Source organism: Micromonospora sp. LOL_025, from assembly GCF_048060285.1.
Classification (GTDB): domain Bacteria; phylum Actinomycetota; class Actinomycetes; order Mycobacteriales; family Micromonosporaceae; genus Micromonospora.
Window position 1 is genome coordinate 35541 of the sequence record NZ_JBHMIR010000011.1, and the last position, 25852, is coordinate 61392.

A 25852-nucleotide genomic window follows, 5' to 3' on the forward strand; every position below is an offset into this window, starting at 1 on the left:
GTCGATGACCGGTCCGCCCGTGCAGGCACCGCCCGCCCGGCGGGCCGGGACGCTCCCCGCGTCCCGACCCGCCGGGCTGCGGCCCCGCTGGCTCGTCGCCGGCGTCGCCGCGGTGCTCGTCGCGCTGGTCGCCGGGGTGTCCCTCGGCCCGGTCAGCCTGCCGCCGGGCAGCGTCGCGGCCGAGCTGCTCAACCTCATCCCCGGGGTACGCCTCGACAGCGGGCTGACCGAGCGGGAGATCGCCATCGTCACCGAGCTGCGGCTGCCCCGGGTCGTGCTCGGGCTGCTGGTCGGCGGGCTGCTGGCCCTGGCCGGCGGCTGCTACCAGGGCGTGTTCCGCAACCCGCTGGCCGACCCGTACCTGCTCGGGGTGGCGGCCGGGGCCGGGCTCGCGGTCACGGCGGTGATCACCCTCGGCGCCGGGGCGGGCGGCGCGCTGACCGGGCTGCCGCTCACCATCCCGCTGGCCGCGTTCGTCGGCTCGATCGGCGCGGTGGCGATGACCTACCTGCTGGGCGCCTCCGGTGGGCGCGGTCGCTCCACGGCCACGCTGATCCTCGCCGGCGTGGCCGTCTCCGCGTTCCTCTCGGCCGGGCAGACCTACCTGCTGCAACGCAACTCCGACAGCATCCAGCAGGTCTACTCCTGGCTGCTCGGGCGGCTCGCCACCGCCGGCTGGCACGACGTGCGGCTGGTGCTCCCGTACTTCCTGGTCACCGCCCTGGTGGTGTTGCTGCACCGGCGGGAACTCGACGTGCTCTCCGTCGGCGACGACGAGGCCGCGAGCCTCGGGCTGCACCCGCAGCGGTCCCGCTACCTGCTCATCGCCGCCGCCTCGCTCGGCACCGCCGCCGCCGTCTCCGCGTCCGGCCTCATCGGCTTCGTCGGGATCATCGTGCCGCACACCGTCCGGCTGCTCGCCGGGTCGAGCTACCGGGTGATCCTGCCGCTGTCGCTGCTCTTCGGCGGCGCCTTCCTGGCCCTGACCGACGTGGTGGCCCGTACCGCCGCCGCCCCGTCGGAGATCCCGATCGGCGTGGTCACCGCGCTGCTCGGCGGCCCGTTCTTCGTCCTGGTGCTGCGTACCTCCCGCCGGGTGCTCGGGTGAGCGCGCGGCGCGTGCCGGCCGCGCGGCCGGCGGACGGTGGGGCCGTGCGGGCCCCCGACGCGACCAGCGTGCCCGCCGTCGAGGTACGCGACCTGCACGTGCGCCTGGACGGCACGCCGATCCTGGCCGGCGTCGACCTGACCGTGGCCCCCGGCGAGTGGGTCACCGTGATCGGCCCGAACGGCGCCGGGAAGTCGACCCTGCTGCGCGCCGTCGGCGGCCTGCTGCCCGCGCCGGGCGCCGTCTCCCTCTTCGGTACGCCGAGCGAGGCGCTGCGCCGCCGCGACCGCGCCCGGGTGGTCGCCACGGTGGCCCAGTCCCCGGTCGTGCCGGCCGGCATGTCGGTGTTCGACTACGTGCTGCTGGGCCGCACCCCCTACATCGCGCCGCTGGGCCGGGAGTCCGCCGCCGACCTGGCCGCCGCGCACGAGGTGCTCGACGGGCTGGACCTGGCCGGGTTCCACGGCCGGGAGCTGGCCACCCTCTCCGGCGGCGAGCGGCAGCGGGTCTTCCTGGCCCGCGCGCTGGCCCAGGGCGCGACCCTGCTGCTGCTGGACGAGCCCATCAGCGCCCTGGACATCGGCCACCAGCAGGAGGTGCTGGAGCTGGTCGACCGGCTGCGTCGCGAGCACGGCCTGACGGTGCTCGCCACCATGCACGACCTCTCCATCGCCGGCGAGTACGCCGACCGCATGGTGCTGCTGGCCGACGGCCGGGTGGTGGCCGCCGGCACCCCCCGAGAGGTGCTCACCGAGCAACTCCTCGCCACCTGGTACCGCGCCACCGTCCGCGTCATCGACGGCGACCACGGCCCCCTGGTAGTCCCCGTCCGCCCCCACCCCTGACCCCCCGCCCCCCTCGCCCCCCGCCCCGCCCGTCCTGCGTCGATCATGCAGTTGTGGTGCCCCGCGAAAGGGGCGAGTGGGTGCGAAACGCCCACCCGAACTGCATGATCGACGGGGTGGAGGGGTTCAGGGGCGGGTCAGGATGTTGAAGAGGGCGCCGTGGGGGTCGCGGAGGGCGGCGTAGCGGCCCGCCGGGGTGGTCTGCGGCGGGACCAGGATGGTGCCGCCGAGTTCGGCGGCGCGGGCGGCGGCCGCGTCGGCGTCGGCCACGGCGAAGTACACCGACCAGTACGCGGGCGTGTCCGCGGGGAACCCGTCGCCGAGCGGTGGCACCATGCCGGCCACGATCCGGGTGCCGAGCCGCCAGCCGGTGTACGTGACCGGGCCCGCCTGCTGGTCGTCCGGGTGCCAGCCGAAGACCAGCTCGTAGAAGACCTTCGCGCCCTCCGGGTCGGGAGTGACCAGCTCGGTCCAGGTCAGCGCACCCGGGACGTCGAAGACCTCGCCCCCGGGCATCGACATCGGCTGCCAGACGCTGAACGTCGCCCCGGCGGGATCGGCGAAGACCGCCATCCGCCCCTGGTCGAAGACCTCGAACGGGGGCACCACGACCTGCCCGCCGGCCCGCTCGACCCGGCCAGCCACCAGGTCCGCGTCGTCGGTCGCCAGGTACGTCGACCAGACCGGCACCTGGTCGGGGACGGCCGGCGGGCCCGCGCCCGCCACCGCCCGCCCGCCGAGCAGGAAGACCGTGTAGCCGCCCGCCTCGGGCTGCGGGTCGATCCGACCGGTCCAACCGAACAGCTCGGGGTAGAACCGTCGCGCCTCGACGAGGCCCGGGGTGGCGAGGTCGGCCCAGCAGGGTGTGCCCGGCGGGACGGTGCTCACGTCGACCCCTCTCGGCGGGGGACGGCCACGCCGGCACGCCCCTGCCGGAATCGTGGCACCGACCCGCCGCGCCCCGGGGCGGATCCGAGGAATCGTCAGCTGAACCGTCGACCCTCGTCGCGCCGGTACGCCCACCCGGCCAGCAGCGCCAGCAGCACCACCCAGACCCCGAGCATGACCATCGACAGCGGGTTGACCGGGTAGTCGCCGACCGCCGCCCACATCAGCTCCACCGCTCCCCGGGTCGGCAGGAACGGCGCGACGGCCTCGACGAACCCGGGCGCCTGGTCCGGTGCGGAGAGCAGCCCGCCCCCGAAGGCGAGCGGGAAGAAGACGACCTGCGCCACCACGATCGCCGCCTTGCTCGGCATCGAGTAGCCGATGGCGAGACCCAGCAACGTGAACGGCACCGAGATCACCGTGACGATCGCCAGGGCCAGCAGGAACGCCGGCGCGCTGATCCGCGCCTCGGTGAGCGCCGCCCCGATCGTCACCACCGGGACCAGGGAGAGGTAGGTGAGTGCCAGCCCGGCCAGGACCCGCCCGGCGAAGCGCGGTGCCGGACCGGCCGGCAGGGTCCGCGTGTACGGGTTCCACGGCTGGTCGCGGTCCTCGGCGACCCCCACGCCGTACTGGAAGATGTTCGCGCTCATCACCGAGAAGGTGACCATCGCTGCGGTGGCGTAGGTGGCGCCGACCGGGTCCTTCCCGGCGAACGGGACCACGAAGAAGAGCATCGCGACGGCCGGGAAGAAGGCGCTGCCGACGACGGCGACGGGGATGCGGACCGTCTCCAGGAGCTGGTAGCGGGCGTGGACCAGGGCGAGGCGCATCAGATCCGTCCCCTCAGGCGGCGGCCGGCGGGCCGGCCACGGCGGTCGTCAGGCGGTCGGCTTCCGAGCCCGGTGCCGCCGTGATGGCCAGGAACGCCTCCTCCAGCGAGGTGGGGCGGACCTCCAGGTCGGCGAACGCGACCCCGGTGGCGACCAGGGCCCGCACCAGCTCGTCGGCGTCGGTGGTGAGCAGGTGCGTGCGGCCGTCGACCCGCTCGGTGCGGACCACGCCGGGCAGCGCGGGCAGGTCGTCGACGACCAGGCTGACCCGGCGTACGCCGACGATCCCCCGGATCGCGTCCACCGTGTCGTCGGCCAGCACCCGGCCGTGCCCGATGACCACCACCCGCCGGGCCAGCGCCTCGACCTCCTCCAGGTAGTGGCTGCTCAGCAGCACGGTGCCGCCGTCGTCGTGGAACGCCCGGATCGCTTCCCACAGGGTGTGCCGTGCCGCGACGTCCAGGCCGGTGGTCGGCTCGTCGAGCAGCACCAGCCGGGGTCGGCCGACGAAGGCGAGCGCCACCGCGAGCCGGCGGCGCTGCCCGCCGGAGAGGCCGCCGGTCTGCCGCCGGGCCAGCTCGCCCAGGCCGAAGCGGTCGAGCAACTCGCCCCGGGGGACCGGGTCGGGGTGGTGGGCGGCGACGAAGTCCACCACCTCGCCCACCCGCAGCGTGCCGGGCAGGCCCGTCTCCTGCGGGGTGACCCCGATCTGCCGCCGGCTCGCCGGGTCGCGCGGGTCGCCGCCGAACAGCTCGACCCGGCCGGCGGTGGGCCGGCGCAGCCCGACGAGCAGGTTCAGCAGGGTGCTCTTGCCGGCTCCGTTCGGGCCGAGCAGGCCGACCAGTTCGCCGGCGGAGACCGCCAGGTCGACCCGGTCGAGGGCGAGCACGTCGCCGTAGCGGCGGCTGACCGCCTCGGCGCGGGCGAGGATCACGGGAGGCTCGTCGCGGCTGTCACGGACACCTGTCTACCTCCCCGGCGCAAGTCGCCCGGTCACCCGAGCGGCGCGGGCAGCGGCCGGGCGTGCAGCACGGCGAGGCGGGAGACCGCCCGGGTGAGCACCACGTAGAGCCGGTGCAGGCCGCGTGGCTCGGCGGCCACGATCGCCGCCGGCTCGACGACGACGACGTGGTCGTACTCCAGGCCCTTGACCAGGGTCGCGGGCACCACCGTGACGCGCGTCGCGGCGGCCGGCTCGTCGACGGTCGCGGTGTCGACGCCGGCGGCGTCCAGCGCCGCCCGCAGCCCGCCGACCGCGTCGTCGGCGGCGATCACCGCCACCGAGCCGTCGAAAGCCAGCGCCGCGCGCACCTCGGCCACCGTCGCGGCGGCCAGATCATCGACGGTACGCACGTCGAGCGCGCCGTCGCGGCGCAGCGACTCGGCCGGGGGTACGTCGACGGCGAGCGCCGGCAGCAGCCGGTTGGCGAACGCGACCACGGCGGCGGGCACCCGGAAGCCGACCGTCAGCGGGACCACGACGGCGTCCGGCTTGCCGAGGTGGCGCAGGGACTCCCGCCAGTCGGCGGCGGCCCACGGGGCGGTGCCCTGGGCCAGGTCGCCGAGGAGGGTGATCGACCCGTGTTCGCTGCGCCGGGCGATCACCCGGCACTGCATCGGGGAGAGGTCCTGGGCCTCGTCGACGACGACGTGTCCGAAGCCGCCCGGCCGTTCGATCAGCCCGGCCGCCTCGTCGATCAGCACGGCGTCGGCCGCCGTCCACTTCGTGGCCTTCGGCGTACGGCCGAGCTTCGTGCCGGCCGGGCCCGGCCGCCGCGCCGGGGCGCGCGTGGTGCCGGCCGCCGCCGTCGGGTCGGGACCGGGGTCCGCGACGACGAGCCCGCGCAGCCGCGCCTGCTCCTCGGCGTCGAGCAGCCCGTCCGCCGCCGCCGCGAGCCGCTGCCCGTCGGCGAGCAGGGCGTGCACCAGCCCCTCCGGGGTGAGCGCCGGCCAGACCGCGTCGAGGAAGGCGGTGACCGGCGTGGCCTTGCCCATCCGGCGCAGCCAGGCGTCGCTCGGGGACTCGGCGCGCCGGGCCTCGGCCTGCCGTTGCAGCAGCGCCACCACCCGGGCCCGGACGCGCTCGCGCCCCGTGGCGTACGGCAGGCGCTCCCGGCGGGTCTCCTGGACCACCCGGTGCAGCGGGTCAAGCCCGATCCGCCAGCGGAACGAGCCGTCCGACACCATGATCGGCTCGGTCGGCTCGCCGATGTGCGCGTCGACCGCCCGGCGCAGCACCTCGGCCATCCGGGCGTCGTGCTTGATCGCGGCCACCGCCGGGTCCTCGACGGCCCGCACCGGCACCCGGCCGACCAGGTCCTCCACGGTGGCCTGCTCGACCTCCACCTCGCCGAGCGCCGGCAACACCGCCGCGATGTACGACAGGAAGGCCCGGTTCGGCCCCACGATCAGCACGCCGGAGCGGCGCAGCCGTTCCCGGTGCAGGTAGAGCAGGTACGCGGCCCGGTGCAGGCCGACGGCGGTCTTGCCGGTGCCCGGGGCGCCCTGCACGCAGATCGAGTCGGCGAGGTCGGCCCGGACCAGTTCGTCCTGCTCGGGCTGGATGGTGGCGACGATGTCGCGCATCGGCCCGACGCGCGGCCGTTCGATCTCGGCGGTGAGGATCCGGCTGGTCGTGCCCAGCTCCTCGCCCCGGTCGAGGCGCTCGTCCTCGAAGCTGGTCAGCGCCCCGTTGCTGAACCCGAAGCGCCGCCGTACGGACACGCCCTGCGGGTCGCGCGCGCTCGCCCGGTAGAACGACCGGGAGACCGGGGCCCGCCAGTCCAGCACCAGCGGTTCGCCCCGGTCGTCGGTGACGTGCCGCCGGCCGACGTGGTAGCGGCGCCCGGCGTGGTCGGTGTGCCACCCGTCCGGCTGGTCGCCGGGGTCCCCGGGCGGGTCGCCGGCGGGCGGGTCCCCGGTCGCCGGGCCGAAGTCGAGGCGCCCGAAGAAGAGCGGTGTGGTGGGGTCGTCGGCGAGTTCGGCGACCCGGCGGGCCAGGGTGCGTCCGAGCGTCTCGGCCGCGTACGCGTCGCCGGCCACCTGGTCGCCGGTGGAGAAGAGGGCCTGGGCGCGTTCCCGCATCTGGGCCAGGGCGGCCCGGGAGGTGGCGAGGTGCTCGCGTTCGGCGGCGAGGTCGGCGTCGAGGTCGAGATCGAGGTCGGTCACGCTGAATCCCGTCGGGGTCATCTGCCGGTCGCTCGCGTGTCCGGCGGGCGGATGGGCCGGCCCCCGGCGCGGGACGTCCGATGCGGTGGTCACCTCACCCTGGCCGTCAAGCGACCTGACAGCCTACGCGCCGGGCGCGTGACGCTCCACCGGATTTCGACCGTGGCGCCGCCATCCGCCACCCGCCGCCCGCCGTCCGCCGGTGCCGGTCGACCGGCGACCCACGGCGGGCGGGCGACCAGGAATCATGGGACGCATGACGGAGGCGCGTCCCGAACAGCGCCGGATCACGATCAGCGACCCGCAGGTGATGCGGGCGCTGGCCCATCCGGCCCGAATCGCGATCATGGAACACCTGGGCGTGGTGGAGGGCGGCGCGACCGCCACCGAGTGCGCGGAGGTGGCCGGGCTGTCGCCGAGCGCGACGAGCTACCACCTCCGGGCGCTGGCGAAGTCGGGCCTGGTGGAGCAGGCGCCGAGCCGGGGGGACGCGCGCGAGCGGCTGTGGCGCACGGTCGGCCGGGGCCTGATGGTCGACGCGGGGCAGTCCGCCGGCCCGGAGGCGCGCGCGGCCGAGCAGGCGCTGGTGGAGGCGCACGCGGCCCGGGACATGGAGCGGACCCGGGACTGGCTGCGTCGCGCCGACGGCGAGCCCGCCGAGTGGTACGACGTCGCGCTGTTCAGCGACACGCTGCTGCTGCTCACCGCCGACGAGCTGGCCGGGCTGAACGAGGCGGTGAGCGCGCTGTTCGAGCCGTACCGGCAGCGGAACCGGCAGGCGGATCCGCCGGCCGGGGCGCGCACCGTGGCGGTGCAGTACCGGGCGGTGCCGCTGGCGTAGGGGTTGCTCCGAGCGGTTGTGAAGGATTATTTTCGAAGTATGCCCTTCACGACTGACGGGTCGCGCTGGTCCGACGTCTGGCTCGCGGCCACCGCACGCGGCACCTCGATGTGCGGTGACTTCCTCGCCGCCACCGCCCTGGCGCTCGCCCTCCAGGCCGCCGGCGCCAGCGGCCTCGCCGTGTCCGGGCTGCTGTTGGCGGCCACCCTGCCGCTGGTGGTGCTCGCCCCGCTCACCGGGCGGCTCGCCGACCGGGTGGACAGCCGGACGCTGCTGGTCACCGCCGGCCTGGGACAGGCCGCCGTCTGCGCCCTGCTCGCCTTCGCCGACCACCCGGCCCTGATCATCGGGCTCGTCGCGCTGCTCGCCTGCGGGCTGGCCGTGACCCAGCCCTGCCTGGCGGCGCTGCTGCCGGCGATGGTGCGCCCCGCCGACCTGCCCCGGGCGAGCGCGATCAGCCAGACGGCCAGCAGCCTGGGCGCGCTCGGCGGCCCGGTACTCGCCGGGCTGCTGGTCGGGCAGTTCGGCGCGCGCGTACCCCTGCTCATCGACGCCGTGAGCTACCTCGCGCTGGTGGCCGCGGGTCTGCTGCTGCGCACCCGCCGGGGCGGCCGGCGGGCCACGGCCGCACCCGCGCCCGGGACGGAACGGGCCCCGGCGTGGCGGCTGCGCAGCGACCCACTGCTGCTGGCCGTCGTCCTCAGCACGGCCGCGGTCATCACGGCCGTCGGCGGCATCAACGTGGTCGAGGTCTTCTTCATCCGGGAGACCCTCGACGGCTCGCCCACGGTGTACGGACTGGTCGGCGCCGCCTGGATGGCGGGGATGCTGCCCGGCAGTTGGCTCTGCGCCCGGCTGGCCCACCGGCTCACCGACGACGGCGCCCTGGTGTACGGGGTGCTGGTGACGCTCGGCGGAATCTGCCTGACGGTGGTCGTCGCCGCCGCCGTGCCCACGGCCGCGCTGCTGGTCCCGCTCTGGCTGGTCGCGGGCGCGGCGAACGGCGGGGAGAACGTCTTCGCCAACCTGCTCACCGCCCGGCGCGTGCCGGAGGCGTCGCGCGGCCGCGCGTACGCCCTCTACGGCGCAGCGGTGCAGGGCGGCTCGATGGGGGGCTATCTCATCGGTGGCGCCCTGCTGGCGCTGCTGGCGCCGCGACCGTTGATCGCGGCGGCCGGCGCGGCCGGCCTGCTGGTCGTGGTGGCCTTCGTGCCGGCCGTCGCCCGGTCCGTCCGACGAGTCCGGGCGGCCGGCACCCCCGGCGCCGCCGCCGAGCCGGCGGCGGATGCGGGGTTGGCCACTCCCGCCCCGGCCCGCTGAGCCGCCGGACGGTGGCGGGGATACGGTCGGGGCATGGCTGAGCACGTCGCACGCCCCCGGGTCGGGCACATCCAGTTCCTGAACTGCCTGCCGATCTACTGGGGGCTGATGCGCTCCGGTGCCCTCATCGACGTCGACCTGCACAAGGACTCCCCGGACCGGCTCAGCGCCGCCCTGGTCGCCGGTGACCTGGACATCGGCCCGATCTCCCAGGTGGAGTACCTGCGCCACGCCGACGAGCTGCTGCTCCTGCCCGACCTGGCGGTCGGCAGCGACGGCCCGGTGCTCTCCGTCAACGTCGTCTCCACCCGCCCGCTGGCCGAGCTCGGCCACGGCAAGGTGGCGCTGGGCTCGACCTCGCGGACCGGCGTGCTGCTGGCCCAGTTGCTGCTCGGCGAGCGGTACGGGGTGAACCCCGAGTACTTCCGCTGCCCGCCCGACCTGACCCAGATGCTGCTGGAGGCCGACGCCGGGGTGCTGATCGGCGACGTGGCGCTGCGCGCCCTCTACGAGGCGCCGAAGCGTGGGCTGGAGGTCACCGACCTCGGGCAGGCGTGGCGGGAGTGGACGGGCCTGCCGATGGTCTTCGCCGTCTGGGCGGTACGCCGCGACTTCGCCGCCGCCCACCCGGGCCTGGTCAAGGAGGTGCACGAGGCGTTCCTGCGCTCCCGGGACCTCTGCCTGGCCGAACTGGACCAGGTGGCCGAGGCGGCCGCGCGCTGGGAGCCGTTCGACGCGGCGACCCTGGCGACGTACTTCCGGGCGCTGGACTTCTCCCTCGGCGAGCGCCAGGTGGCCGGCCTGCGCGAGTTCGCGCGTCGCGCCGCCGCCATCGACGCCGCCCCGCCCCTGCCCGACTCCGGCCCGGCCTTCTTCATGGGCTGAAAACCCGTGGCCGACCAGGGCGGCGGTCGGGTCTAGGTGGTGGGGCGGAGGAGGGCTTCGGTGATCTTCTGGCAGTTCTTCATGCCGTACTCGTAGCCCTTGCCGATCGGGTAGCGGACCATCACGCCCATCGTCCAGGTGTCGCCGATGGCGAGGCAGTTGATGTGCATCTCCTGCTCGCGCGTCCGGTCGATCCAGCCGTTCTTGATGGCGATGGTCTTGCGCTCGGCGGCCGGGAACGCCTTGCGGATGCCGAAGTCACCGGCGCCCCGGACCAGCCGCATCTCGTCGATCAGCCACTTGGTCCACTCGGGTCCGGCGGCGCGGCCGTCGGCGATGCAGGCCCCCATCCGGGCGGTGTCCCGGGGTGAGAGGGCGGTACGGCTCCAGCCGCCGTCCGGGGCGACCTTGCTGTCCGTCAGGTCGCACAGGGAGATCAGCCGCTTGATCGAGGCGGACCGGCCGACGGTGTTGTAGAACTGCTCGGCCCGGGTGTTGTCGCTGTCCCGAACGATCTTCGTGGCGTCGGCGAGCTTGGCGTCGCTCGGGGTCTGGCCGGCGTCGTCTGCCCGGCGCAGGTAGTCGGCGACGATCCAGGCCTTGATGAGCGACGCGGTGGTGCTGGTCTCGTCCATGTTGTCCGAGCCGACGATCTCGCCGCTGCGGCGGTCGAGGACGCTCCAGGAGTACCAGCCCTCGATGTCCAGGTCGAGGTCCTTCGCCTGGAACGGCAGCGGCTCCGGTGTGGGGCTGGGCGTCGGCGACGGCCGCGAGCTGCGGTCGCTCGGGGCTCCGGTGGCGCGCTCGGTGGTGCCGGCGGGGGTGCCCCACTCGGCGGCGGCGCGGGACTCGAACGGCGAGCCCGGCAGCAGCCGCAGCGAGACGAGCACCAGGCCGATGAGGACCACCGCGATGGCGATGAGCTTGCCGGGGGAGGCGTCGGCGGGCTCGTCGGCCCGGCGCTGTCGCGTCATCAGAGCTTCCCGGCGGGCTGCTGCGGCACCTTGAGGGCGGCGCCGGGCTGCGGGGTGACGAGCTGACTGGCGACCGATGCGCAGACCTGGGCGCCGTAGTTGAGGCCGCTCTTCTGCGGGTAGCGGAGCATCACCGCGAGGCTCCACCTGTCGGTGACCGCGAGGCAGTTCACGTGCCAGTTGCCGTCGTAGTTGAGCGGGGTCCAACCGTTCTTCATGCTGACCGGGCCCTGGCTCAGGATCGACTGGGGGAGGCCGTCGACGATGCCCCAGCGGCCACCGCCGGAGCGGGCCTTCTGGTCCTTGGCGGCCGTGCTGCCCCTGACCTTGCTCATCTCGTCCAGCAGGAGCTTCGTCCACTTGGGGCCGGCGGCCGTGCCGTCGGCGATGCAGTCGCCGAGCCGGACGGCGTCGCGCGGGGACATCCGGGTGAAGCTCCACCAGCCCACGTAGCCGGGCACGTTGCCCGGCTTGGTGTCGGTGAGCTCGCAGGTGCTGATCATCCGCTTGATCGTGGCGGCCCGGCCCACCGCGCCGTAGAGGGCGTTGGCGGCGTCGTCGTTGCTGTCCCGGATGGCGGTGGTGATCTGCTTCTTGCGCTCGGCCGGCAGCGGCTTGTCGCCGAGCTGGCGGAGGTAGTCCGCCGCGAACCAGGCCTTGATCATCGATTCGGTGGAGCTGGTCGAGGCCAGGTTCTTGGACCCGGAGATCTCGCCGGTCTCCCGGTCCATCAGGGCCCACGAGAAGAACTCGCCCTTGAAGTCCACCGCCACCGGGCCGGCGGCCAGGGTCGGCGGCGCGGGCGGGACCGGCGCGGGCGCCGCGACGCTTCCGCCGCCGCTTCCGCCGCTCGCCGCGTCGTCGCCGGCGAGTCGGGCGTACGCGGCCGGAACGAGCAGGCCGCCACCGAGGAGGACCGCCACGACGGCGAGCACCAGGGTCACGCGGGATCGCATGAGTGGGTGAGCTCCAGATGTCAGGCCGGGAGGACCGGCTGGTTGTCGGACGGATCGGCGGCTCGCCGGGAGCCGGGGGGATCCGCCCTCCGTGTTTCTCGGGCGATCGTCGGCAGCCGATCGGTGTGACGGGGGAAGTCTACGTGCGGATCGACGGCGCGCCAGAACCCGACACCGGGCAACTTGCCATGTAGACGGGATATCGAGCCGCTATGCGGCTGTTGTGAGGATTCACCTTGCCATAGTGAGCCAAGTCATAGTTTGGGCGGCTACCCGTAGTCGCCGCCCCGTGCCGAAAGTGTCTCCGGAAACCTGTTACACCCTCTGGTGTCCCGGGAGGCGAGCTGTAACACTTGACCTCATGTATGGCAACGACTTCTCCGCCGAGGACGCACCCGGCGGCGGCCTGCTCGGCGAGGTCGAGGCGGCGGAGGCGGCCCTGCGGGAGGCCGCCGCACGTGGCCGCCGCGGCGGCGCCCCCGGCCCGGACGAGGACCTCGAGGCGTACTTCGCCGAGGTCATCGACGCCGACCAGAAGATCGAGCCGCGCGACTGGATGCCCGAGGCGTACCGCAAGACGCTGATCCGGCAGATCGCGCAGCACGCGCACTCCGAGATCATCGGCATGCAGCCGGAGGGCAACTGGATCAGCCGCGCCCCGTCGCTGAAGCGCAAGGCGATCCTGCTGGCCAAGGTCCAGGACGAGGCCGGCCACGGCCTCTACCTCTACGCCGCCGCCGAGACCCTCGGGATCAGCCGGGACGAGCTGGTCGAGCTGCTGCTCAACGGCCGGCAGAAGTACAGCTCGATCTTCAACTACCCCACGCTGACCTGGGCCGACGTGGGCGCGATCGGCTGGCTGGTGGACGGTGCCGCCATCGTCAACCAGGTCCCGCTCTGCCGCTGCTCATACGGCCCGTACGCCCGGGCGATGATCCGGGTCTGCAAGGAGGAGTCGTTCCACCAGCGGCAGGGCTACGAGATCCTGCACACGCTGGCGCACGGCACCGCAGCGCAGAAGGCGATGGCGCAGGACGCCCTCGACCGCTGGTGGTATCCATCGCTGGCGATGTTCGGCCCGCCGGACACCGACTCCACCCACTCGGCGCAGTCCATGGCCTGGAAGATCAAGCGCTTCTCCAACGACGAGCTGCGCCAGCGTTTCGTGGACATGTGCGTGCAGCAGGCCGAGATCCTCGGCCTGACCATCCCGGATCCTCACCTGCGCTGGAACGAGTCCCGGCAGTCGTACGACTTCACCCAGCCCGACTACGACGAGCTGATGCGGGTGATCAAGGGCAACGGCCCGTGCAACCGGCAGCGGATGGAGCACCGCCGCCGCGCCCACGACGACGGCGCCTGGGTGCGTGAGGCCGCCGCGGCGTACGCCGCGAAGCGGATGGAGAAGAAGGAGAAGGTAGCGGCGTGAGCGAGCGTAGCGAGCGAACGGACCAGCGCGGCGTGAGCGGTCCTTCGCCCTTGTGGGAGGTCTTCGTGCGGGCGCGGCGCGGGTTGTCGCACACCCACGTCGGCAGCCTGCACGCCCCCGACGCCGAGCTGGCCCTGCGCAACGCGCGGGACCTCTACACCCGCCGCCAGGAGGGCGTCTCCATCTGGGTGGTGCCGGCCGGTGCGATCACCGCGTCCAGCCCCGACGAGAAGGACGCCTTCTTCGACCCGGCGGCCGACAAGGTCTACCGCCATCCCACCTTCTACGACGTGCCGGACGGGGTGGCCCACCTGTGAACGGCCCCTTCGACTTCGCCCTCGCCCTCGGCGACGACGCGCTCGTCGCGGCGCAGCGGCTGGCCGAGTGGACCACCCGCGCGCCGGAGATGGAGGAGGACATCGCGCTGGCCAACATCGCCCTCGACCAGCTCGGCGCGGCCCGGCTCCTGCTGTCGTACGCGGGCGAGCTGGAGGGCGCCGGCCGGGACGAGGACGCGCTGGCGTTCCTCCGCGACGACCGCGAGTTCCGCAACTGCCTGCTGGTGGAGCTGCCCAACGACGACTTCGCGGTCACCATGGCGAAGCTGCTCTTCCTCGCGGCCTACCAGCTCCCGCTCTACACCGCGCTGGCCGGGTGCGCCGACGAGCGGCTGGCGGCGATCGGGGCCAAGGCCCGCAAGGAGTCGGCCTACCACCTCGACCACGCCTCGCTGTGGGTGCGGCGGCTCGGCGACGGCACCGAGGAGTCGCACCGGCGCATGCAGACGGCCGTCGACCAGGTCTGGCCGTACGTGCACGAGCTGTTCGCCCCCGACCCGGCGGCGCCGGTCGACCCGGCCACCCTGCGGGCGGACTTCGACGCCACCGTCGCCGCCGTCCTCGACGAGGCCACGCTGTCCCGGCCGGAGTCCGGCTGGGCGCCGGCCGGCGGGCGGGACGGCGTGCACACCGAGCACCTGTCCTACCTGCTCGCCGAGATGCAGGTGCTGCACCGCGCCCACCCCGGGGCGCGCTGGTGACGGACCCCAGGGAGGCCGTGGCGGCGGTGGTGGACCCGGAGATCCGGGTGGTCACCATCGACGACCTCGGCATCCTGCGGGCGGTCGACGAGGACCCGGCCACCGGCCGGGTGGTCGTGACCATCACCCCCACCTACACCGGCTGCCCGGCGATGGACGTGATCCGCGCCGACATCCTGCGGGCGCTGGCCGCCGCCGGTCGTCCCGACGCCGACGTGCGGACCGTCTACAGCCCGGCGTGGAGCACCGACTGGATCTCCGACGCCGGCCGGGCCAAGCTCGCCGCCGCCGGCATCGCCCCGCCGGCGCCCGTGCGCGCCGACAACGTGGTGCCACTGACCCTCGCCGTCCGCTGCCCGCGCTGCGGCTCGCCCGAGACCGAACAGGTCAGCCGCTTCGGCTCGACCGCGTGCAAGGCGCTCTGGCGCTGCCGTTCCTGCCGTGAACCCTTCGACCACCTGAAGGCGCTGTGACTGTCACCATCACCCGCCCGGTACGTCGCCGGCCGGTCTTCCACCCGCTGTCCGTCGCCGCCGTCGACCGGCTCACCGACGACGCCGTGGCGGTCACCTTCGCCGTGCCGGAGGAGCTGCGGGAGACCTTCGCGTTCTCCGCCGGTCAGCACCTCACCGTCCGTCGCCCGGGCGCCGCCGGTGAGGACGTGCGGCGGTCATACTCCATCTGCTCCACGCCCGACGACCTGGCCCGGCACGGCCGGCTGCGGATCGGCGTGCGGGAGATCCCCGGCGGCGCGTTCTCCGCCTTCGCCTGCGGCGCGCTGCGCGGCGGCGACACGATCGAGGTGCTGCCGCCGCTCGGGCACTTCACCACGGCCCTCGCGCCGGAGAGGGCCCGCCACTACGGCGCGGTGGTCGCCGGCTCGGGCATCACCCCCGTGCTCGCGCTGGTCGCGACGGCGCTCGCCGTCGAGCCGGCCAGCACGTTCACGCTGGTGTACGGCAACCGCACGGCGAACACGGTGATGTTCGCCGAGGAGCTGGCCGACCTGAAGGACCGGTGGCCGACGCGGCTGCACCTGGTGCACGTGCTCTCCCGGGAGCAGGGCGAGTCGGCACTGCTCTCCGGCCGGATCGACGCCGACCGGCTGGGCCGGCTGCTGGACACCGTGGTTCCCGGGGACACCGTCGACGAGTGGTTCCTCTGCGGCCCGTACGACATGGTGGTGGACGCCCGGGAGGTGCTCGCCGCGCGCGGCGTGCCGGAGTCGGCGGTGCACACGGAGCTGTTCCACGTCGCCGAGGCCCCGGCCCCGCCGCGGCGCCCGGCCGACGAGGCGGGAGCCGGCGCCGAGGTGACCATCCTGCTGGACGGCCGGTCGTCGCGCTTCACGATGGGGCGCGACGAGCGGGTGCTGGACGCGGCGCTCAAGGTGCGCGGCGAGCTGCCCTACGCCTGCAAGGGCGGGGTCTGCTCGACCTGCAAGGCCAAGGTGGTCGACGGCGCGGTCACGATGGCCCGTAACTACGCGCTGGAGCCGGACGAGGTGGCCGCCGGCTACGTCCTCACCTGCCAGTCCAGCCCGACCACCGACCGGCTGACGGTCGACTACGACGCCTGACCGGTCTGCCCGCCGTCCGGCGGGGCGGAGCCGGGTCGGCGGGCTCGGCGCCGGCACCGCGTCGAACCCGCCGACCCCCACACCCCCGTGCTCAGCTCGGGGCCTTGACCTGGCCGTCGTAGGCGATGCTGCGCCACAGGTCGAACTGGCGGTCGTTGCCGACCAGCGGCTGGCCGACCAGCGCGACGGCGGCGTGCACCTCCTCGTTGTTGCGCAGCTGCCGGAAGTAGCCGGCGCCGACCAGGGCGATGCCCCGGCCGGGGGACTGGATCAGCTTCATGTCGTTCTCCGTGAGGTCGAGGGGCGGGTTGCCGGTGAGCTGGCGGGCCACGTCGGCGCGCATCGAGTCCAGGTCGATGAACGACGGGTCGATCTTGCCGCTGGTGCTGGTCTCCCGGTGGCCCCGGGCGTGGCTGGCGTCCCGGCCGAGCCGCCGCAGCACGGCGGCGGTGGCGAGCACCGAGGCGCTGTACTGGGCGCCGGTCATGGCCTGGTTGACCCCGTTGTAGTCGATCTCCCAACCGATCATCAGGGTGTTGCCGTCGCCGGCCGGGATGGGGCCGCTGCCGCGGCTGACGCCGGCGTGATTGGCCCGCCCGCCGGAGATGACGTGGAAGACGCCGTGGTAGTCGACCAGCGCCTGGCAGAGCGGGCCGGGCAGGTCGGACCGGCCGTTGATGCAGATGTTCAGGGCGGGGTGCGGGTTGCCGGCGCTGGAGGTGGCGGCGGTGTGGTGCCAGAGCACACCGATCGGGTTGAACGAGCTGCCGGCCACCCGGCCGAGCCAGTTGCCGTGCTCGACCACCGTGACACCGGCGGCGCGGAGCACGTCGGCGAGCCAGGGGATGGTGGCCATCAGGCCGCCGTCAGGTCGGCGAGGCACTCCGGCGCCCGGGGCGCCGTCGCCGCCCGCGCCGGTCGGGCCGCCGCCGCGACGGCCAGCGCGGCGGCCCCGAGCGGTACGAGGCCCAGCAGCGCCCGGCGACGTAGGGGAGGACGGGTGGGGGAAGGCCCTCTCAAAATCATCCACGGATGTTAATCGATCGATAGATCGGGGGTAAGTCCCCCGTTTTTCCGGCCTCCGGGTGGGCCTGTGGCGTGGTCGACAGGAGTCCGGCGAGGCCGGCCGGGACCGCGGCGACGTAGGCTCGGGGGGTGAGTGTGAGCCGGGAGATCGACGACATCCTGCAGCGTGGCGCGGACGGCGGGCGGATCACGCCCGAGGAGGCCCTGCTGCTCTACACCGAGGCGCCGTTGCACGCCCTGGGCGAGGCCGCCGACGCGGTGCGCCGGCGGCGCTACCCGGACAACGTCGTCACGTACCTGATCGACCGCAACATCAACTACACGAACGTCTGCGTGACGGCGTGCAAGTTCTGCGCGTTCTACCGGGCCCCGAAGCACCGGGAGGGCTGGACCCACCCGACCGAGGAGATCCTGCGCCGCTGCGGCGAGGCGGTCGAGCTGGGTGCCACCCAGGTCATGCTCCAGGGCGGGCACCACCCGGACTACGGCGTGGAGTACTACGAGGAGCTGTTCTCCTCGGTCAAGAAGGCCTACCCGCAGCTGGCCATCCACTCGATCGGCCCCAGCGAGATCCTGCACATGGCAAAGGTCTCCGGCGTCAGCCTCGACGAGGCCATCGCCCGGATCAAGGCGGCCGGGCTGGACTCCATCGCCGGTGCCGGCGCGGAGATGCTGCCCGCCCGCCCCCGGAAGGCGATCGCGCCGCTGAAGGAGTCGGGCGAGCGCTGGCTGGAGGTCATGGAGCTGGCGCACCGGCAGGGCGTCGAGTCGACCGCCACCATGATGATGGGCACCGGCGAGACCGCCGCCGAGCGGATCGAGCACCTGCGGATGATCCGCGACGTGCAGGACCGCACGAAGGGCTTCCGGGCGTTCATCCCGTGGACGTACCAGCCCGAGAACAACCACCTCAAGGGCCGGACCCAGGCCACCACCCTGGAGTACCTGCGACTGGTCGCGGTGGCCCGGCTCTTCTTCGAGACGGTGCCGCACCTCCAGGCGTCCTGGCTCACGACCGGTAAGGACGTCGGGCAGCTCGCCCTGCACATGGGCGTGGACGACCTCGGGTCGATCATGCTGGAGGAGAACGTCATCTCCTCCGCCGGCGCGCGGCACCGCTCCAACCTGCACGAGCTGATCGGCATGATCCGCTCGGCGGACCGGATTCCCGCCCAGCGCGACACCCTCTACAACCGACTGGCCGTGCACCGCACCCCGGCCGACGACCCGACCGACGAGCGGGTCGTCTCGCACTTCTCCTCGATCGCCATGCCGGGCGGCGGTGCCGGGAAGTCCCTGCCGCTGGTCGACGCCCGCTGAGCGGGGCGTCCGCAGCCACCCGCACGACCCGACACCCCACCGTCGTCCGGCGGTGGGGTGTCGTCGTACGCGGGCCGCTGTGTGGACCATCGGCATACGGACGGTGACCGTGAATGGCTTCGCCGGCTGACCGATCGGGTGAATTCCCGTGGGCCGTTGATCTCGATTAGGTTGCCATTCGGGGCCGGCTGCGACGTGGCCGGGGCAGCAAGACATATCAATCCGGGCATTCCTTAAGTGATTCTTAGCCGCACTGTTCAACACGCCCGATCTGCGGGGTGGCGAGCGTGATCGCTTACCGCTAACGTCCCCGGCCGTACCTTTCCTTCACCCCAACGGGGGGAACTTTTCCATGATCTTCCGTAACCGTTCGCTGGCGCGTATCGGCGCCGGCGCGCTGCTCGCCTCCGGCGCGCTGACCGCTCTCGGTAGCCCGGCTCACGCCTCGGGCACGGAGACGGACCTCGCGATCGACGTGGCCGGCACGCGGGTCGCCGCCAACGCACAGGGCAAGTTCGCCTATGCGAAGGTGACCAACACGGGCAAGAACACCCCGAGCGAGCTGGCCGTGCGGGTGGACGTGTCCAAGGTCGACTTCGACAAGGTCGCCGCCGTGCCGGCCGTCGAGGACGGCTGCGACATGGAGGGCACGGAGGAGAAGCCCACCGCCTTCGTCTGCTACGCGACGGAGAAGGGCCTGCCGGGCCCGGGCGAGACCACCGACCTGCCGATCGTCCTCTTCAAGTTCGAGGCCGAGGGCACCTACCAGGCGCCCCTCTCCTTCAAGCTCATCTCGAAGGACGACACCAACGCGGCGAACAACACCAAGACCGCCACGCTGGACTTCTCGGACGCCAGCGGGCCGGACCTGTCGGTCGTCGCCGAGGACGTCAAGCAGGCCGTGAAGATCGTCGACGGGAACCCGGTCTACTCCGGCGACCTGCACGCGGGCGGCCGGTCGGCGCTGACCTACTTCATCACGAACCAGGGTGACAAGGCCGCCGCCGGTCTCAAGATCAGCGTCAAGCTGCCCAAGGGCGTGACCCCGACCGAGGTGGAGCCGGGCTGCGAGTACGCGGCCGACAAGTCCACCTTCACCTGCACCTACGCCAACTTCGGCCTGATCCCGCAGGACGAGGACACCAACGGCGAGGACAAGCTCTACTCGGCCTACGGCTTCTACCACGTGTTCGACGTGGCGGCGGACGTGAAGCCGGGCGCCCTCAAGGGCGGTCTGGTCAGCGTCGAGCCGGTCGGCTCCGCGCCCAACCGGATGCGGGCGGCTGCGGTCACCCTGCCGGAGAACGTCACCGGCCTGCGGGGCGCCGACGTGGACGCCACCGACAACTCCGACGGCTACGCGGTGATCGTCGCGGCCAAGGGCGGCGCGGGCGGCGGCGGTGACGACGACGGCGGCCTGCCGGTCACCGGCGCGCAGACCACGCTGATCGGCGGCATCGGCGGCGCGGTACTGGTCGCGGGCGCGGTCATGTTCATGGTGGCGCGGCGGCGCCGGGTCGTCCTGGTGACCCCGGGCGACGAGAAGCCGACGGCCTGACGGTCGTCCTCCATCGACCCGTGAGGGTCGTTCACATAACGCACGGCAGCGGGGGCGGGATGGGTGACCATCCCGCCCCCGCTGTGCGTCGGACCGTCCGTCCGACCCGGTCGGCCGGACGGATGAAACACGACCTCCCTGCTGGCGCGCCGCATCGGCCTTCGATAGCGTCCGCCCGGGTTCCGCAACCATCCGTTTCTTCCCTAACCCCCGGGGGATCGATGACCCTGTTCCATCGCTCGGCCCTGGCCCGCGCCGGTGCCGTGGCACTCCTCGCGGCGGGCGGTCTGACCGCCGTCGCCGTTCCCGCCCAGGCCGCCGACGTGCCGGACCTCGCCGTGGCTCCGCTCAGCACCCAGCTCGCGAAGGGTGTGGACGCGGCCCGGAGCAAGCCGTTCAAGTTCACCGTCACCAACGCCGGCACGGCCACGGCGGAGGACGTCTCGTACCGGGTGAACACCCAGCAGCTCAAGGACAGGCGCGTCGGCTTCCTGGTGCCCGAGGGCTGCCGCGCCGTCGAGGTCCACCTCTACCAGTGCTCCCTCGGCGACCTGCCCGCCGGCACCAGCAAGGACTTCGGCGTTCCGCTGTTCAGCAAGGGCAGCCGGGGCGACGGCGGCAAGCTGGTCGTCCACGTCGTCACCGCGACGCCCGGGGGCAAGGTCCGCGACAAGGTCGTCGTGCCGGTGACCGTCACGAAGCCCGGCTACGACCTCACCGCCTGGGTGCAGGACGTCCAGGCAGGCGTCGTGGTCAACGGCGCGGTGGCCGACGAGCCGGACCTCAAGCCGGTACGCCGGGGCGAGACCGTCCCGCTGGACTGGGCGGTCTACAACGACGGCAGCCGCCCCGCGACCGGCGTCTTCTACGGCATCACCCTCCCGGCGGGCGTGAGCTTCGTGACGCTGCCGCAGGGCTGCGCCACGCAGGTGTACCTCGGCAAGGAGCAGGCGTTCTGCGAGGACGCCGGGGCGATCGTCCGCCGGGGGCAGTACTACACCGCCGACGTGACGGTTAAGGTCGGCGACGGCGTGACCGAGCCGGTGCTGCGCGAGGGCGACCTCTTCGCGTACGGGCTGGACGTCGCCGAGGGCGAGCCGGAGGAGGAGCCGCGAATCGCCGGCCAGGCGCAGCGGAAGGCCTTCTCCGAGACCGACATGGGAGACAACCACACGTTCTTCGAGGCCTTCGTCGACCTGTCGGCGCAGCCGAGCCCGACGCCGACGCCGACCGTGGCGCCGACGGCCACCCCGACCGGCGGTCCCACGGCGGTCCCGACCACGACCCCGGGCGGCGGTGGCGGTGGCGGCGACGGCGGGCTGCCGGTGACCGGCGTGCAGGCCGGCCTGATCGGCGGCATCGGCGCGGCCGTGCTGCTGGCCGGCGGCGCGCTGCTGCTGCTCTCCCGGCGGCGCAGGGTCGTGCTGGTGGCGCCCGGCGACGAGAAGTCGACCGACTGACGTACGACCACACAGGGGCGGGATGGGCGACCACCCCGCCCCTGTGGCGTGTCCGGCCCGGTCCTCCCCCGCCGCCGCCTCACGTGTGGCGTTCATGACCGGCGGTCGACCCACCCACCGCCACGGTGGGCCGGGCTGGCAGAGTGGAGGGGTGAGCCGTACCCCGCAGGGCCAGCGCGCCAACCTGGACAAGCAGCCGCACGAGGTCGCCGCGATGTTCGACGGCGTGGCGGCTCGCTACGACCTGACCAACACCGTCCTCTCCTTCGGGCAGGACCGGTTCTGGCGCCGGGCCACCCGGACCGCGCTCGACCTGCGGCCGGGTGAGCGGGTGCTCGACGTGGGTGCCGGCACCGGCGTCTCCACCGAGGAGCTGGCCCAGTCGGGCGCGTACGCGGTGGGCGCCGACCTGTCCCTCGGCATGCTGCGCGTCGGCAAGCGCACCCGTCCCCAGGTGCCGCTGCTGGCCGGGGACGCGTTGAAGCTGCCCTTCGCCGACGCCAGCTTCGACGCGGTGACCATCTCCTTCGCGCTGCGCAACGTGAACGACACCGACGCGGCCCTGCGGGAGCTGGCCCGGGTCACCCGGCCGGGCGGCCGGCTGGTGGTGTGCGAGTTCAGCACCCCGGTGAACCCGGCGTTCCGCACCGTCTACCTGTCGTACCTGATGCGTTCGCTGCCGAGCGTGGCCCGCGCCGTCTCCAGCAACCCCGACGCGTACGTGTACCTGGCGGAGTCGATCCGGGCGTGGCCCGACCAGCCGGCCCTGGCCGCGCGGATCGGCGCGGCGGGCTGGGGCCGGGTGGCCTGGCGCAACCTGACCGGCGGGATCGCGGCGCTGCACCGCGCGGTCCGCGCCTAGGCCGATCCGGCGTCTTTTTCGTAAGTATCCGTTTTTGCTCCACTTTGTTCCGTAAGCTCGCCCCCATGACGGGACGACACCAGGCGGTCGGCGCGGAGGCCACCGACGACGACGCGACCGAGCTCATCGCCCAGCTCAAGGAGCTGGCCGGCGCGGATCCCGCCGACGTCCGTCAGGTCGTGGCCGAGGTGCTGGCCGCCCTGGACCGCGCCGCCGGCGGCGCGCTGCGCGAGCACCTGCCGGAGACGATCCGGCACGACGCCGGCCTCGACCCGGCCACCTCCGCGCGGCACTGAGGCCCCGCCCCGGCACCCCGCTTCCGACCTCGGCCGACGTCGCTCCGGCAAGTTAGGTACCCCTGATCCGGCGTGGTCATGACGTCGGTCATAGACTCCCACCGTCTGGCTTGTGAAGCATTTCACGAGCATGCGGGAGGAGGCGCGGGATGGCCGCGGTGGAACATGACGCCGACGTGATCGTCGTGGGCGCCGGTCCCGGTGGGTCGGCTACCGCGTACCACCTGGCTCGGCACGGCGTACGGGTGCTGCTGCTGGAGAAGACCGAGTTCCCCCGGGAGAAGGTCTGCGGCGACGGGCTGACCCCGCGCGCGGTGCGGCAGCTGATCCGGATGGGCGTGGACACCTCGCCCGAGGCGGGCTGGCTGCACAACCGGGGCCTGCGGGTCATCGGTGGCGGCGTCCGGCTGGAGCTGGACTGGCCCGACCTGGCGAGCTTCCCCAACTACGGCCTGGTGCGCACCCGGCTCGACTTCGACGACCTGCTCGCCCGGCGCGCCGTCGACGCCGGGGCGGAGCTGCGCACCGGCGTGAACGTCACCGGCCCGGTGCTGGGTCCGGACGGCCGGGTCACCGGCGTCGAGGCGGAGGTCGGCCCGGGCAAGGAGCCCGCCGCCTTCCACGCGCCGCTGGTCGTCGCGGCCGACGGGGTCTCCGGCCGTTTCCCGCTCGCCCTCGGGCTGGCCAAGCGCGAGGACCGGCCGATCGGCGTCGCCGTCCGGCGCTACTACCGCTCGCCCGCCAAGCACGACGACAACTACCTGGAGTCCTGGCTCGAGCTACGCAGCAAGGACAGCGGCGACAACCTGCTGCCCGGGTACGGCTGGATCTTCGGGCTGGGCGACGGCCGGGTCAACGTCGGCCTCGGCGTGCTCAACTCCTCGTCCGCGTTCGGCAAGACCAACTACCGCCGGCTGCTCACCGACTGGCTGGCCAACACGCCCGCCGACTGGGGCATGACCGACGAGGCGAACGCGGAGGGCCCGATCCTCGGCGCCGCCCTCCCCATGGGCTTCAACCGGGTGCCGCACTACACCCGCGGCGTGATGCTGGTCGGCGACTCCGGCGGCATGGTCAACCCGTTCAACGGCGAGGGCATCGCGTACGCGATGGAGTCCGGCGAGCTGGCCGCGGAGGTCGCCGTGCAGGCGCTCGCGCGTCCGGCCGGCGCGGACCGGGAGCGTGCGCTGACGGCGTACTCGACGGAGCTGAAGGCCCGCTTCGGCGGCTACTACCGGCTCGGCGGCATCTTCGTGAAGCTCATCGGCCGTCCCGAGATCATGCGGATGGCCACGAAGCACGGCATGCCGCACCCGATGCTGATGCGCTTCGTGCTCAAGCTGCTGGCCAACCTGACCGACCCCCGGGACGGGGACGCGATGGACCGCGTCATCAACACGATGACGAGAGTGGCGCCGGCCGTGTAGCGCGAGGAGTGAGCCTGCGAGCCCCTGCGGCCGGCAACGAGGGCAGCCCCGTGTGACGGTCCCGTCCACGGTCTGCGATGACCGCAGGTGCGGACAAGGGAGATCGACCCCCGCCGACGACCGTCGCGAGGGACGTGAATAGTGTGATTTTTGACAAGGACCAGGGCAGGGAAGGACGAGCAGGAGAAAACGATGTCGCTCTCGCCTTACGCACCGATCATCGGGCTGTTCGCCCTCGCCGCGGGGTTCGCGCTGTTCTCCGTGGGCGCTGCCCGCTTCGCCGGTCCCCGGCGCTACAACAAGGCCAAGCTCGAGGCGTACGAGTGCGGCATCGAGCCCAGCCCGCAGCCGGTCGGCGGCGGCCGGTTCCCGATCAAGTTCTACCTGACGGCGATGCTCTTCATCGTCTTCGACATCGAGATCATCTTCCTCTACCCCTGGGCGGTCTCGTTCGACGCCCTGCCGATCTTCGGCTTCGTGGAGATGGTCCTGTTCATCGTCGCGGTCTTCGTCGCCTACGCCTACGTCTGGCGGCGCGGCGGCCTGGACTGGGACTGAGGGAGGAACCTCAGATGGGTATCGAGGAGAAGCTTCCCGCCGGTGTCCTGCTCACCTCGGTGGAGAAGCTGGTCAACTGGTCGCGGAAGACGTCGGTCTGGGGGGCCACCTTCGGTCTGGCCTGCTGCGCGATCGAGATGATGGCCGCCGGTGGTCCGCACTACGACATGGGCCGCTGGGGCATGGAGGTCTTCCGGGCCTCGCCCCGGCAGGCCGACCTGATGATCGTGGCCGGCCGGGTGAGCCAGAAGATGGCCCCGGTGCTGCGCCAGATCTACGACCAGATGGCGGAACCCCGCTGGGTCATCTCGATGGGCGTCTGCGCCAGCAGCGGCGGCATGTTCAACAACTACGCCATCGTGCAGGGCGTCGACCACATCGTGCCGGTCGACATGTACCTGCCCGGCTGCCCGCCCCGGCCCGAGATGCTCATCGACGCGGTCCTCAAGCTGCGCGAGAAGATCGGGCACGAGCCGCTCGGCCCGAACGGCCGCAAGATGCTCGAGGCGCGCAAGGCGCGCGGCGACGTCCCGGTCGTCCCCTACGGCTCGATGCCGTCGTCGTACCGCAGCGACAAGGCCCGGCGGGCCGAGTGGACCAAGGCGGTCCGTGAGGGTCGCGAGGAGCAGCTGCGGATCGAGAACTGGATGAAGGCCCAGAACCACCTGCACCAGCACGGGGGTGTCCAGAAGTGACCGCGCCTCAGGACAGGAAAGACGACGGCGGCGTGCCGGTGCCGGTCACGCCGGCCGGTGCCAGCAGCACCGCACCCGCCGAGTACCCCCCGGCCAGCCCGGCCGGCCGGGGCATGTTCGGCAACCAGGGATCCGGGGACGTGTCCGGCTTCGGTGGCCTCGTCCGCCAGCGCCGGACCATCGAGGACGCGCCCCGGCCGTACGGGGGCTACTTCGACGAGGTCCGCGACGCGCTGGAGGAGGCGTACCCGGCCTTCGCCGACGCCGTCGAGAAGGTCGTGGTCGACCGGGGCGAGCTGACCCTGCACATCCGCCCCGAGCGGATCGCCGAGGTCTGCCAGGTGATGCGCGACGACATGGCGCTCCGCTTCGAGCTGTGCTCCTCGGTCTCGGGGGTGGACTACCTCGGCGCCGACGCCCGCCGCCTGCACGTCGTCTACCAGCTCACCTCGATGACCTACCGCCGCACGGTGCGGCTGGAGGCCGCGGTCTCCGCCGAGGACCCGCACCTGCCGAGCGTCACGTCGGTCTACCCGACGGCGGACTGGCAGGAGCGCGAGGCGTACGACATGTTCGGCATCGTCTTCGACGGTCACCCCAACCTGACCCGGATCCTCATGCCGGACGACTGGGAGGGGCACCCGCAGCGCAAGGACTACCCGCTCGGCGGCGTACCCGTCGAGTACAAGGGCGCTGAGATCCCGCCGCCGGACCGGAGGAGGTCCTACCAGTGAGCGCGAGGAGTGAGCTTGCGAGCCCCGCAGTCGTGAACGGAGGGCCGGCAC

The 25852-nt window shown here is 73.2% G+C and carries 27 protein-coding genes; 19 read left to right on the top strand and 8 right to left on the bottom strand.

Features of this window, described 5'->3' with window-relative positions; all coding sequences use genetic code 11:
• Nucleotides 1–4: 4 nt before the first annotated feature.
• Complete coding sequence (locus ACFHW0_RS16275) at nucleotides 5–1108, top strand: FecCD family ABC transporter permease (RefSeq protein ID WP_416608509.1); 1104 nt, start codon at nucleotides 5–7, stop codon at nucleotides 1106–1108.
• 44 nt (nucleotides 1109–1152) lie between these two features.
• Nucleotides 1153–1953, top strand: coding sequence for an ABC transporter ATP-binding protein (locus ACFHW0_RS16280; protein WP_416608753.1), 801 nt, complete (start codon nucleotides 1153–1155; stop codon nucleotides 1951–1953).
• A gap of 126 nt (nucleotides 1954–2079) precedes the next feature.
• Here the strand turns inward: ACFHW0_RS16280 and ACFHW0_RS16285 are convergent, their stop codons facing one another.
• The 4 genes from ACFHW0_RS16285 to ACFHW0_RS16300 form a co-directional block, all read right to left on the bottom strand.
• On the bottom strand, nucleotides 2080–2841 hold the full coding sequence (locus ACFHW0_RS16285; protein ID WP_416608511.1) for a VOC family protein: 762 nt from the start codon (nucleotides 2839–2841) through the stop codon (nucleotides 2080–2082).
• Between the two features lie 95 nt (nucleotides 2842–2936).
• Nucleotides 2937–3674 carry an ABC transporter permease gene (locus ACFHW0_RS16290; protein WP_416608513.1) on the bottom strand — a complete coding sequence of 246 codons (738 nt, stop codon included), beginning with the start codon at nucleotides 3672–3674 and terminating at the stop codon, nucleotides 2937–2939.
• A 13-nt stretch (nucleotides 3675–3687) separates the two neighbouring features.
• Complete coding sequence (locus ACFHW0_RS16295) at nucleotides 3688–4608, bottom strand: ABC transporter ATP-binding protein (RefSeq protein ID WP_416608515.1); 921 nt, start codon at nucleotides 4606–4608, stop codon at nucleotides 3688–3690.
• Between the two features lie 59 nt (nucleotides 4609–4667).
• Nucleotides 4668–6863 (bottom strand): HelD family protein, encoded by a 2196-nt coding sequence (locus ACFHW0_RS16300; protein WP_416608517.1) that lies wholly within the window; start codon nucleotides 6861–6863, stop codon nucleotides 4668–4670.
• Nucleotides 6864–7098: 235 nt separating this feature from the next.
• On the opposite strand from ACFHW0_RS16300, the gene ACFHW0_RS16305 reads away from it, so the two are divergent.
• From ACFHW0_RS16305 to ACFHW0_RS16315, 3 genes are read left to right on the top strand one after another with little or no spacing between them, the layout of a single operon-like run.
• Entirely contained in the window at nucleotides 7099–7683 is a 585-nt protein-coding gene (locus ACFHW0_RS16305) for an ArsR/SmtB family transcription factor (RefSeq protein WP_416608519.1), read from the top strand.
• 39 nt (nucleotides 7684–7722) lie between these two features.
• Nucleotides 7723–9003: an MFS transporter gene (locus tag ACFHW0_RS16310; RefSeq protein WP_416608521.1), complete on the top strand. Its 1281-nt coding sequence runs from the start codon at nucleotides 7723–7725 to the stop codon at nucleotides 9001–9003.
• A 33-nt stretch (nucleotides 9004–9036) separates the two neighbouring features.
• Nucleotides 9037–9888: a menaquinone biosynthetic enzyme MqnA/MqnD family protein gene (locus ACFHW0_RS16315; RefSeq protein ID WP_416608523.1), complete on the top strand. Its 852-nt coding sequence runs from the start codon at nucleotides 9037–9039 to the stop codon at nucleotides 9886–9888.
• A 32-nt stretch (nucleotides 9889–9920) separates the two neighbouring features.
• Here the strand turns inward: ACFHW0_RS16315 and ACFHW0_RS16320 are convergent, their stop codons facing one another.
• Entirely contained in the window at nucleotides 9921–10862 is a 942-nt protein-coding gene (locus tag ACFHW0_RS16320; protein WP_416608525.1) for a hypothetical protein, read from the bottom strand.
• On the bottom strand, nucleotides 10862–11818 hold the full coding sequence (locus tag ACFHW0_RS16325) for a hypothetical protein (RefSeq protein WP_416608527.1): 957 nt from the start codon (nucleotides 11816–11818) through the stop codon (nucleotides 10862–10864). The genes ACFHW0_RS16320 and ACFHW0_RS16325 overlap by 1 nt, the downstream gene beginning before the upstream one ends.
• A gap of 361 nt (nucleotides 11819–12179) precedes the next feature.
• Here ACFHW0_RS16325 and paaA point away from each other — a divergent pair, with 361 nt between their 5' ends.
• From paaA to paaE, 5 genes are read left to right on the top strand one after another with little or no spacing between them, the layout of a single operon-like run.
• The gene (paaA, locus tag ACFHW0_RS16330; protein ID WP_416608529.1) at nucleotides 12180–13247 is read left to right on the top strand and encodes a 1,2-phenylacetyl-CoA epoxidase subunit PaaA; all 1068 of its coding nucleotides are present in this window, start codon (nucleotides 12180–12182) and stop codon (nucleotides 13245–13247) included.
• A complete protein-coding gene (gene paaB / locus ACFHW0_RS16335; protein ID WP_121397098.1) occupies nucleotides 13244–13564 on the top strand; it encodes a 1,2-phenylacetyl-CoA epoxidase subunit PaaB in 321 nt (106 codons plus the stop codon). Before paaA ends, paaB begins: the two co-directional genes overlap by 4 nt.
• Nucleotides 13561–14286, top strand: coding sequence for a 1,2-phenylacetyl-CoA epoxidase subunit PaaC (gene paaC, locus ACFHW0_RS16340; protein ID WP_416608531.1), 726 nt, complete (start codon nucleotides 13561–13563; stop codon nucleotides 14284–14286). The genes paaB and paaC overlap by 4 nt, the downstream gene beginning before the upstream one ends.
• On the top strand, nucleotides 14283–14759 hold the full coding sequence (paaD, locus tag ACFHW0_RS16345; RefSeq protein ID WP_416608533.1) for a 1,2-phenylacetyl-CoA epoxidase subunit PaaD: 477 nt from the start codon (nucleotides 14283–14285) through the stop codon (nucleotides 14757–14759). The genes paaC and paaD overlap by 4 nt, the downstream gene beginning before the upstream one ends.
• Nucleotides 14756–15865 carry a 1,2-phenylacetyl-CoA epoxidase subunit PaaE gene (gene paaE / locus ACFHW0_RS16350; protein WP_416608535.1) on the top strand — a complete coding sequence of 370 codons (1110 nt, stop codon included), beginning with the start codon at nucleotides 14756–14758 and terminating at the stop codon, nucleotides 15863–15865. The genes paaD and paaE overlap by 4 nt, the downstream gene beginning before the upstream one ends.
• Before the next feature lie 91 nt (nucleotides 15866–15956).
• Here paaE and ACFHW0_RS16355 read toward each other — a convergent pair whose 3' ends face one another.
• Together ACFHW0_RS16355 and ACFHW0_RS16360 are read right to left on the bottom strand one after the other, a co-directional pair.
• Nucleotides 15957–16721, bottom strand: coding sequence for an N-acetylmuramoyl-L-alanine amidase (locus ACFHW0_RS16355; RefSeq protein ID WP_416608537.1), 765 nt, complete (start codon nucleotides 16719–16721; stop codon nucleotides 15957–15959).
• Nucleotides 16721–16891 (bottom strand): hypothetical protein, encoded by a 171-nt coding sequence (locus ACFHW0_RS16360; RefSeq protein WP_416608539.1) that lies wholly within the window; start codon nucleotides 16889–16891, stop codon nucleotides 16721–16723. Before ACFHW0_RS16360 ends, ACFHW0_RS16355 begins: the two co-directional genes overlap by 1 nt.
• A gap of 129 nt (nucleotides 16892–17020) precedes the next feature.
• On the opposite strand from ACFHW0_RS16360, the gene mqnC reads away from it, so the two are divergent.
• The 9 genes from mqnC to ACFHW0_RS16405 all read left to right on the top strand — a co-directional run bounded on the left by mqnC (nucleotide 17021) and on the right by ACFHW0_RS16405 (nucleotide 25801).
• The gene (gene mqnC / locus ACFHW0_RS16365) at nucleotides 17021–18211 is read left to right on the top strand and encodes a cyclic dehypoxanthinyl futalosine synthase (protein WP_416608541.1); all 1191 of its coding nucleotides are present in this window, start codon (nucleotides 17021–17023) and stop codon (nucleotides 18209–18211) included.
• A gap of 352 nt (nucleotides 18212–18563) precedes the next feature.
• Nucleotides 18564–19769 carry an LPXTG cell wall anchor domain-containing protein gene (locus ACFHW0_RS16370; RefSeq protein WP_416608543.1) on the top strand — a complete coding sequence of 402 codons (1206 nt, stop codon included), beginning with the start codon at nucleotides 18564–18566 and terminating at the stop codon, nucleotides 19767–19769.
• Nucleotides 19770–19990: 221 nt separating this feature from the next.
• Nucleotides 19991–21229 carry a cell wall anchor protein gene (locus ACFHW0_RS16375; RefSeq protein WP_416608544.1) on the top strand — a complete coding sequence of 413 codons (1239 nt, stop codon included), beginning with the start codon at nucleotides 19991–19993 and terminating at the stop codon, nucleotides 21227–21229.
• Nucleotides 21230–21380: 151 nt separating this feature from the next.
• Nucleotides 21381–22091, top strand: a complete 711-nt coding sequence (locus tag ACFHW0_RS16380; RefSeq protein ID WP_366641209.1) for a demethylmenaquinone methyltransferase — start codon at nucleotides 21381–21383, stop codon at nucleotides 22089–22091.
• Nucleotides 22092–22156: 65 nt separating this feature from the next.
• Nucleotides 22157–22387: a hypothetical protein gene (locus ACFHW0_RS16385; RefSeq protein WP_416608546.1), complete on the top strand. Its 231-nt coding sequence runs from the start codon at nucleotides 22157–22159 to the stop codon at nucleotides 22385–22387.
• A 149-nt stretch (nucleotides 22388–22536) separates the two neighbouring features.
• A complete protein-coding gene (locus ACFHW0_RS16390; protein WP_416608548.1) occupies nucleotides 22537–23814 on the top strand; it encodes a geranylgeranyl reductase family protein in 1278 nt (425 codons plus the stop codon).
• Between the two features lie 192 nt (nucleotides 23815–24006).
• Nucleotides 24007–24372 (top strand): NADH-quinone oxidoreductase subunit A, encoded by a 366-nt coding sequence (locus ACFHW0_RS16395; RefSeq protein ID WP_091099323.1) that lies wholly within the window; start codon nucleotides 24007–24009, stop codon nucleotides 24370–24372.
• Nucleotides 24373–24386: 14 nt separating this feature from the next.
• On the top strand, nucleotides 24387–25067 hold the full coding sequence (locus ACFHW0_RS16400; RefSeq protein ID WP_366641207.1) for a NuoB/complex I 20 kDa subunit family protein: 681 nt from the start codon (nucleotides 24387–24389) through the stop codon (nucleotides 25065–25067).
• Nucleotides 25064–25801 (top strand): NADH-quinone oxidoreductase subunit C, encoded by a 738-nt coding sequence (locus ACFHW0_RS16405; protein WP_121397086.1) that lies wholly within the window; start codon nucleotides 25064–25066, stop codon nucleotides 25799–25801. Before ACFHW0_RS16400 ends, ACFHW0_RS16405 begins: the two co-directional genes overlap by 4 nt.
• Nucleotides 25802–25852: the final 51 nt, after the last annotated feature.

Bases quoted from the DNA above. Each gene is read 5' to 3' on its own strand.
- ACFHW0_RS16400 (WP_366641207.1), top strand. From the start codon at position 24,387: ATGGGTATCGAGGAGAAGCTTCCCGCCGGTGTCCTGCTCACCTCGGTG.
- ACFHW0_RS16305 (WP_416608519.1), top strand. From the start codon at position 7,099: ATGACGGAGGCGCGTCCCGAACAGCGCCGGATCACGATCAGCGACCCG.
- ACFHW0_RS16325 (WP_416608527.1), bottom strand. From the start codon at position 11,818: ATGCGATCCCGCGTGACCCTGGTGCTCGCCGTCGTGGCGGTCCTCCTC.
- ACFHW0_RS16360 (WP_416608539.1), bottom strand. From the start codon at position 16,891: ATGATTTTGAGAGGGCCTTCCCCCACCCGTCCTCCCCTACGTCGCCGG.
- ACFHW0_RS16275 (WP_416608509.1), top strand. From the start codon at position 5: ATGACCGGTCCGCCCGTGCAGGCACCGCCCGCCCGGCGGGCCGGGACG.
- ACFHW0_RS16315 (WP_416608523.1), top strand. From the start codon at position 9,037: ATGGCTGAGCACGTCGCACGCCCCCGGGTCGGGCACATCCAGTTCCTG.
- ACFHW0_RS16395 (WP_091099323.1), top strand. From the start codon at position 24,007: ATGTCGCTCTCGCCTTACGCACCGATCATCGGGCTGTTCGCCCTCGCC.
- ACFHW0_RS16310 (WP_416608521.1), top strand. From the start codon at position 7,723: ATGCCCTTCACGACTGACGGGTCGCGCTGGTCCGACGTCTGGCTCGCG.
- ACFHW0_RS16300 (WP_416608517.1), bottom strand. From the start codon at position 6,863: ATGACCCCGACGGGATTCAGCGTGACCGACCTCGATCTCGACCTCGAC.
- ACFHW0_RS16320 (WP_416608525.1), bottom strand. From the start codon at position 10,862: ATGACGCGACAGCGCCGGGCCGACGAGCCCGCCGACGCCTCCCCCGGC.
- ACFHW0_RS16355 (WP_416608537.1), bottom strand. From the start codon at position 16,721: ATGGCCACCATCCCCTGGCTCGCCGACGTGCTCCGCGCCGCCGGTGTC.
- ACFHW0_RS16290 (WP_416608513.1), bottom strand. From the start codon at position 3,674: ATGCGCCTCGCCCTGGTCCACGCCCGCTACCAGCTCCTGGAGACGGTC.
- ACFHW0_RS16385 (WP_416608546.1), top strand. From the start codon at position 22,157: ATGACGGGACGACACCAGGCGGTCGGCGCGGAGGCCACCGACGACGAC.
- paaA (WP_416608529.1), top strand. From the start codon at position 12,180: ATGTATGGCAACGACTTCTCCGCCGAGGACGCACCCGGCGGCGGCCTG.
- ACFHW0_RS16370 (WP_416608543.1), top strand. From the start codon at position 18,564: ATGATCTTCCGTAACCGTTCGCTGGCGCGTATCGGCGCCGGCGCGCTG.
- ACFHW0_RS16390 (WP_416608548.1), top strand. From the start codon at position 22,537: ATGGCCGCGGTGGAACATGACGCCGACGTGATCGTCGTGGGCGCCGGT.
- ACFHW0_RS16375 (WP_416608544.1), top strand. From the start codon at position 19,991: ATGACCCTGTTCCATCGCTCGGCCCTGGCCCGCGCCGGTGCCGTGGCA.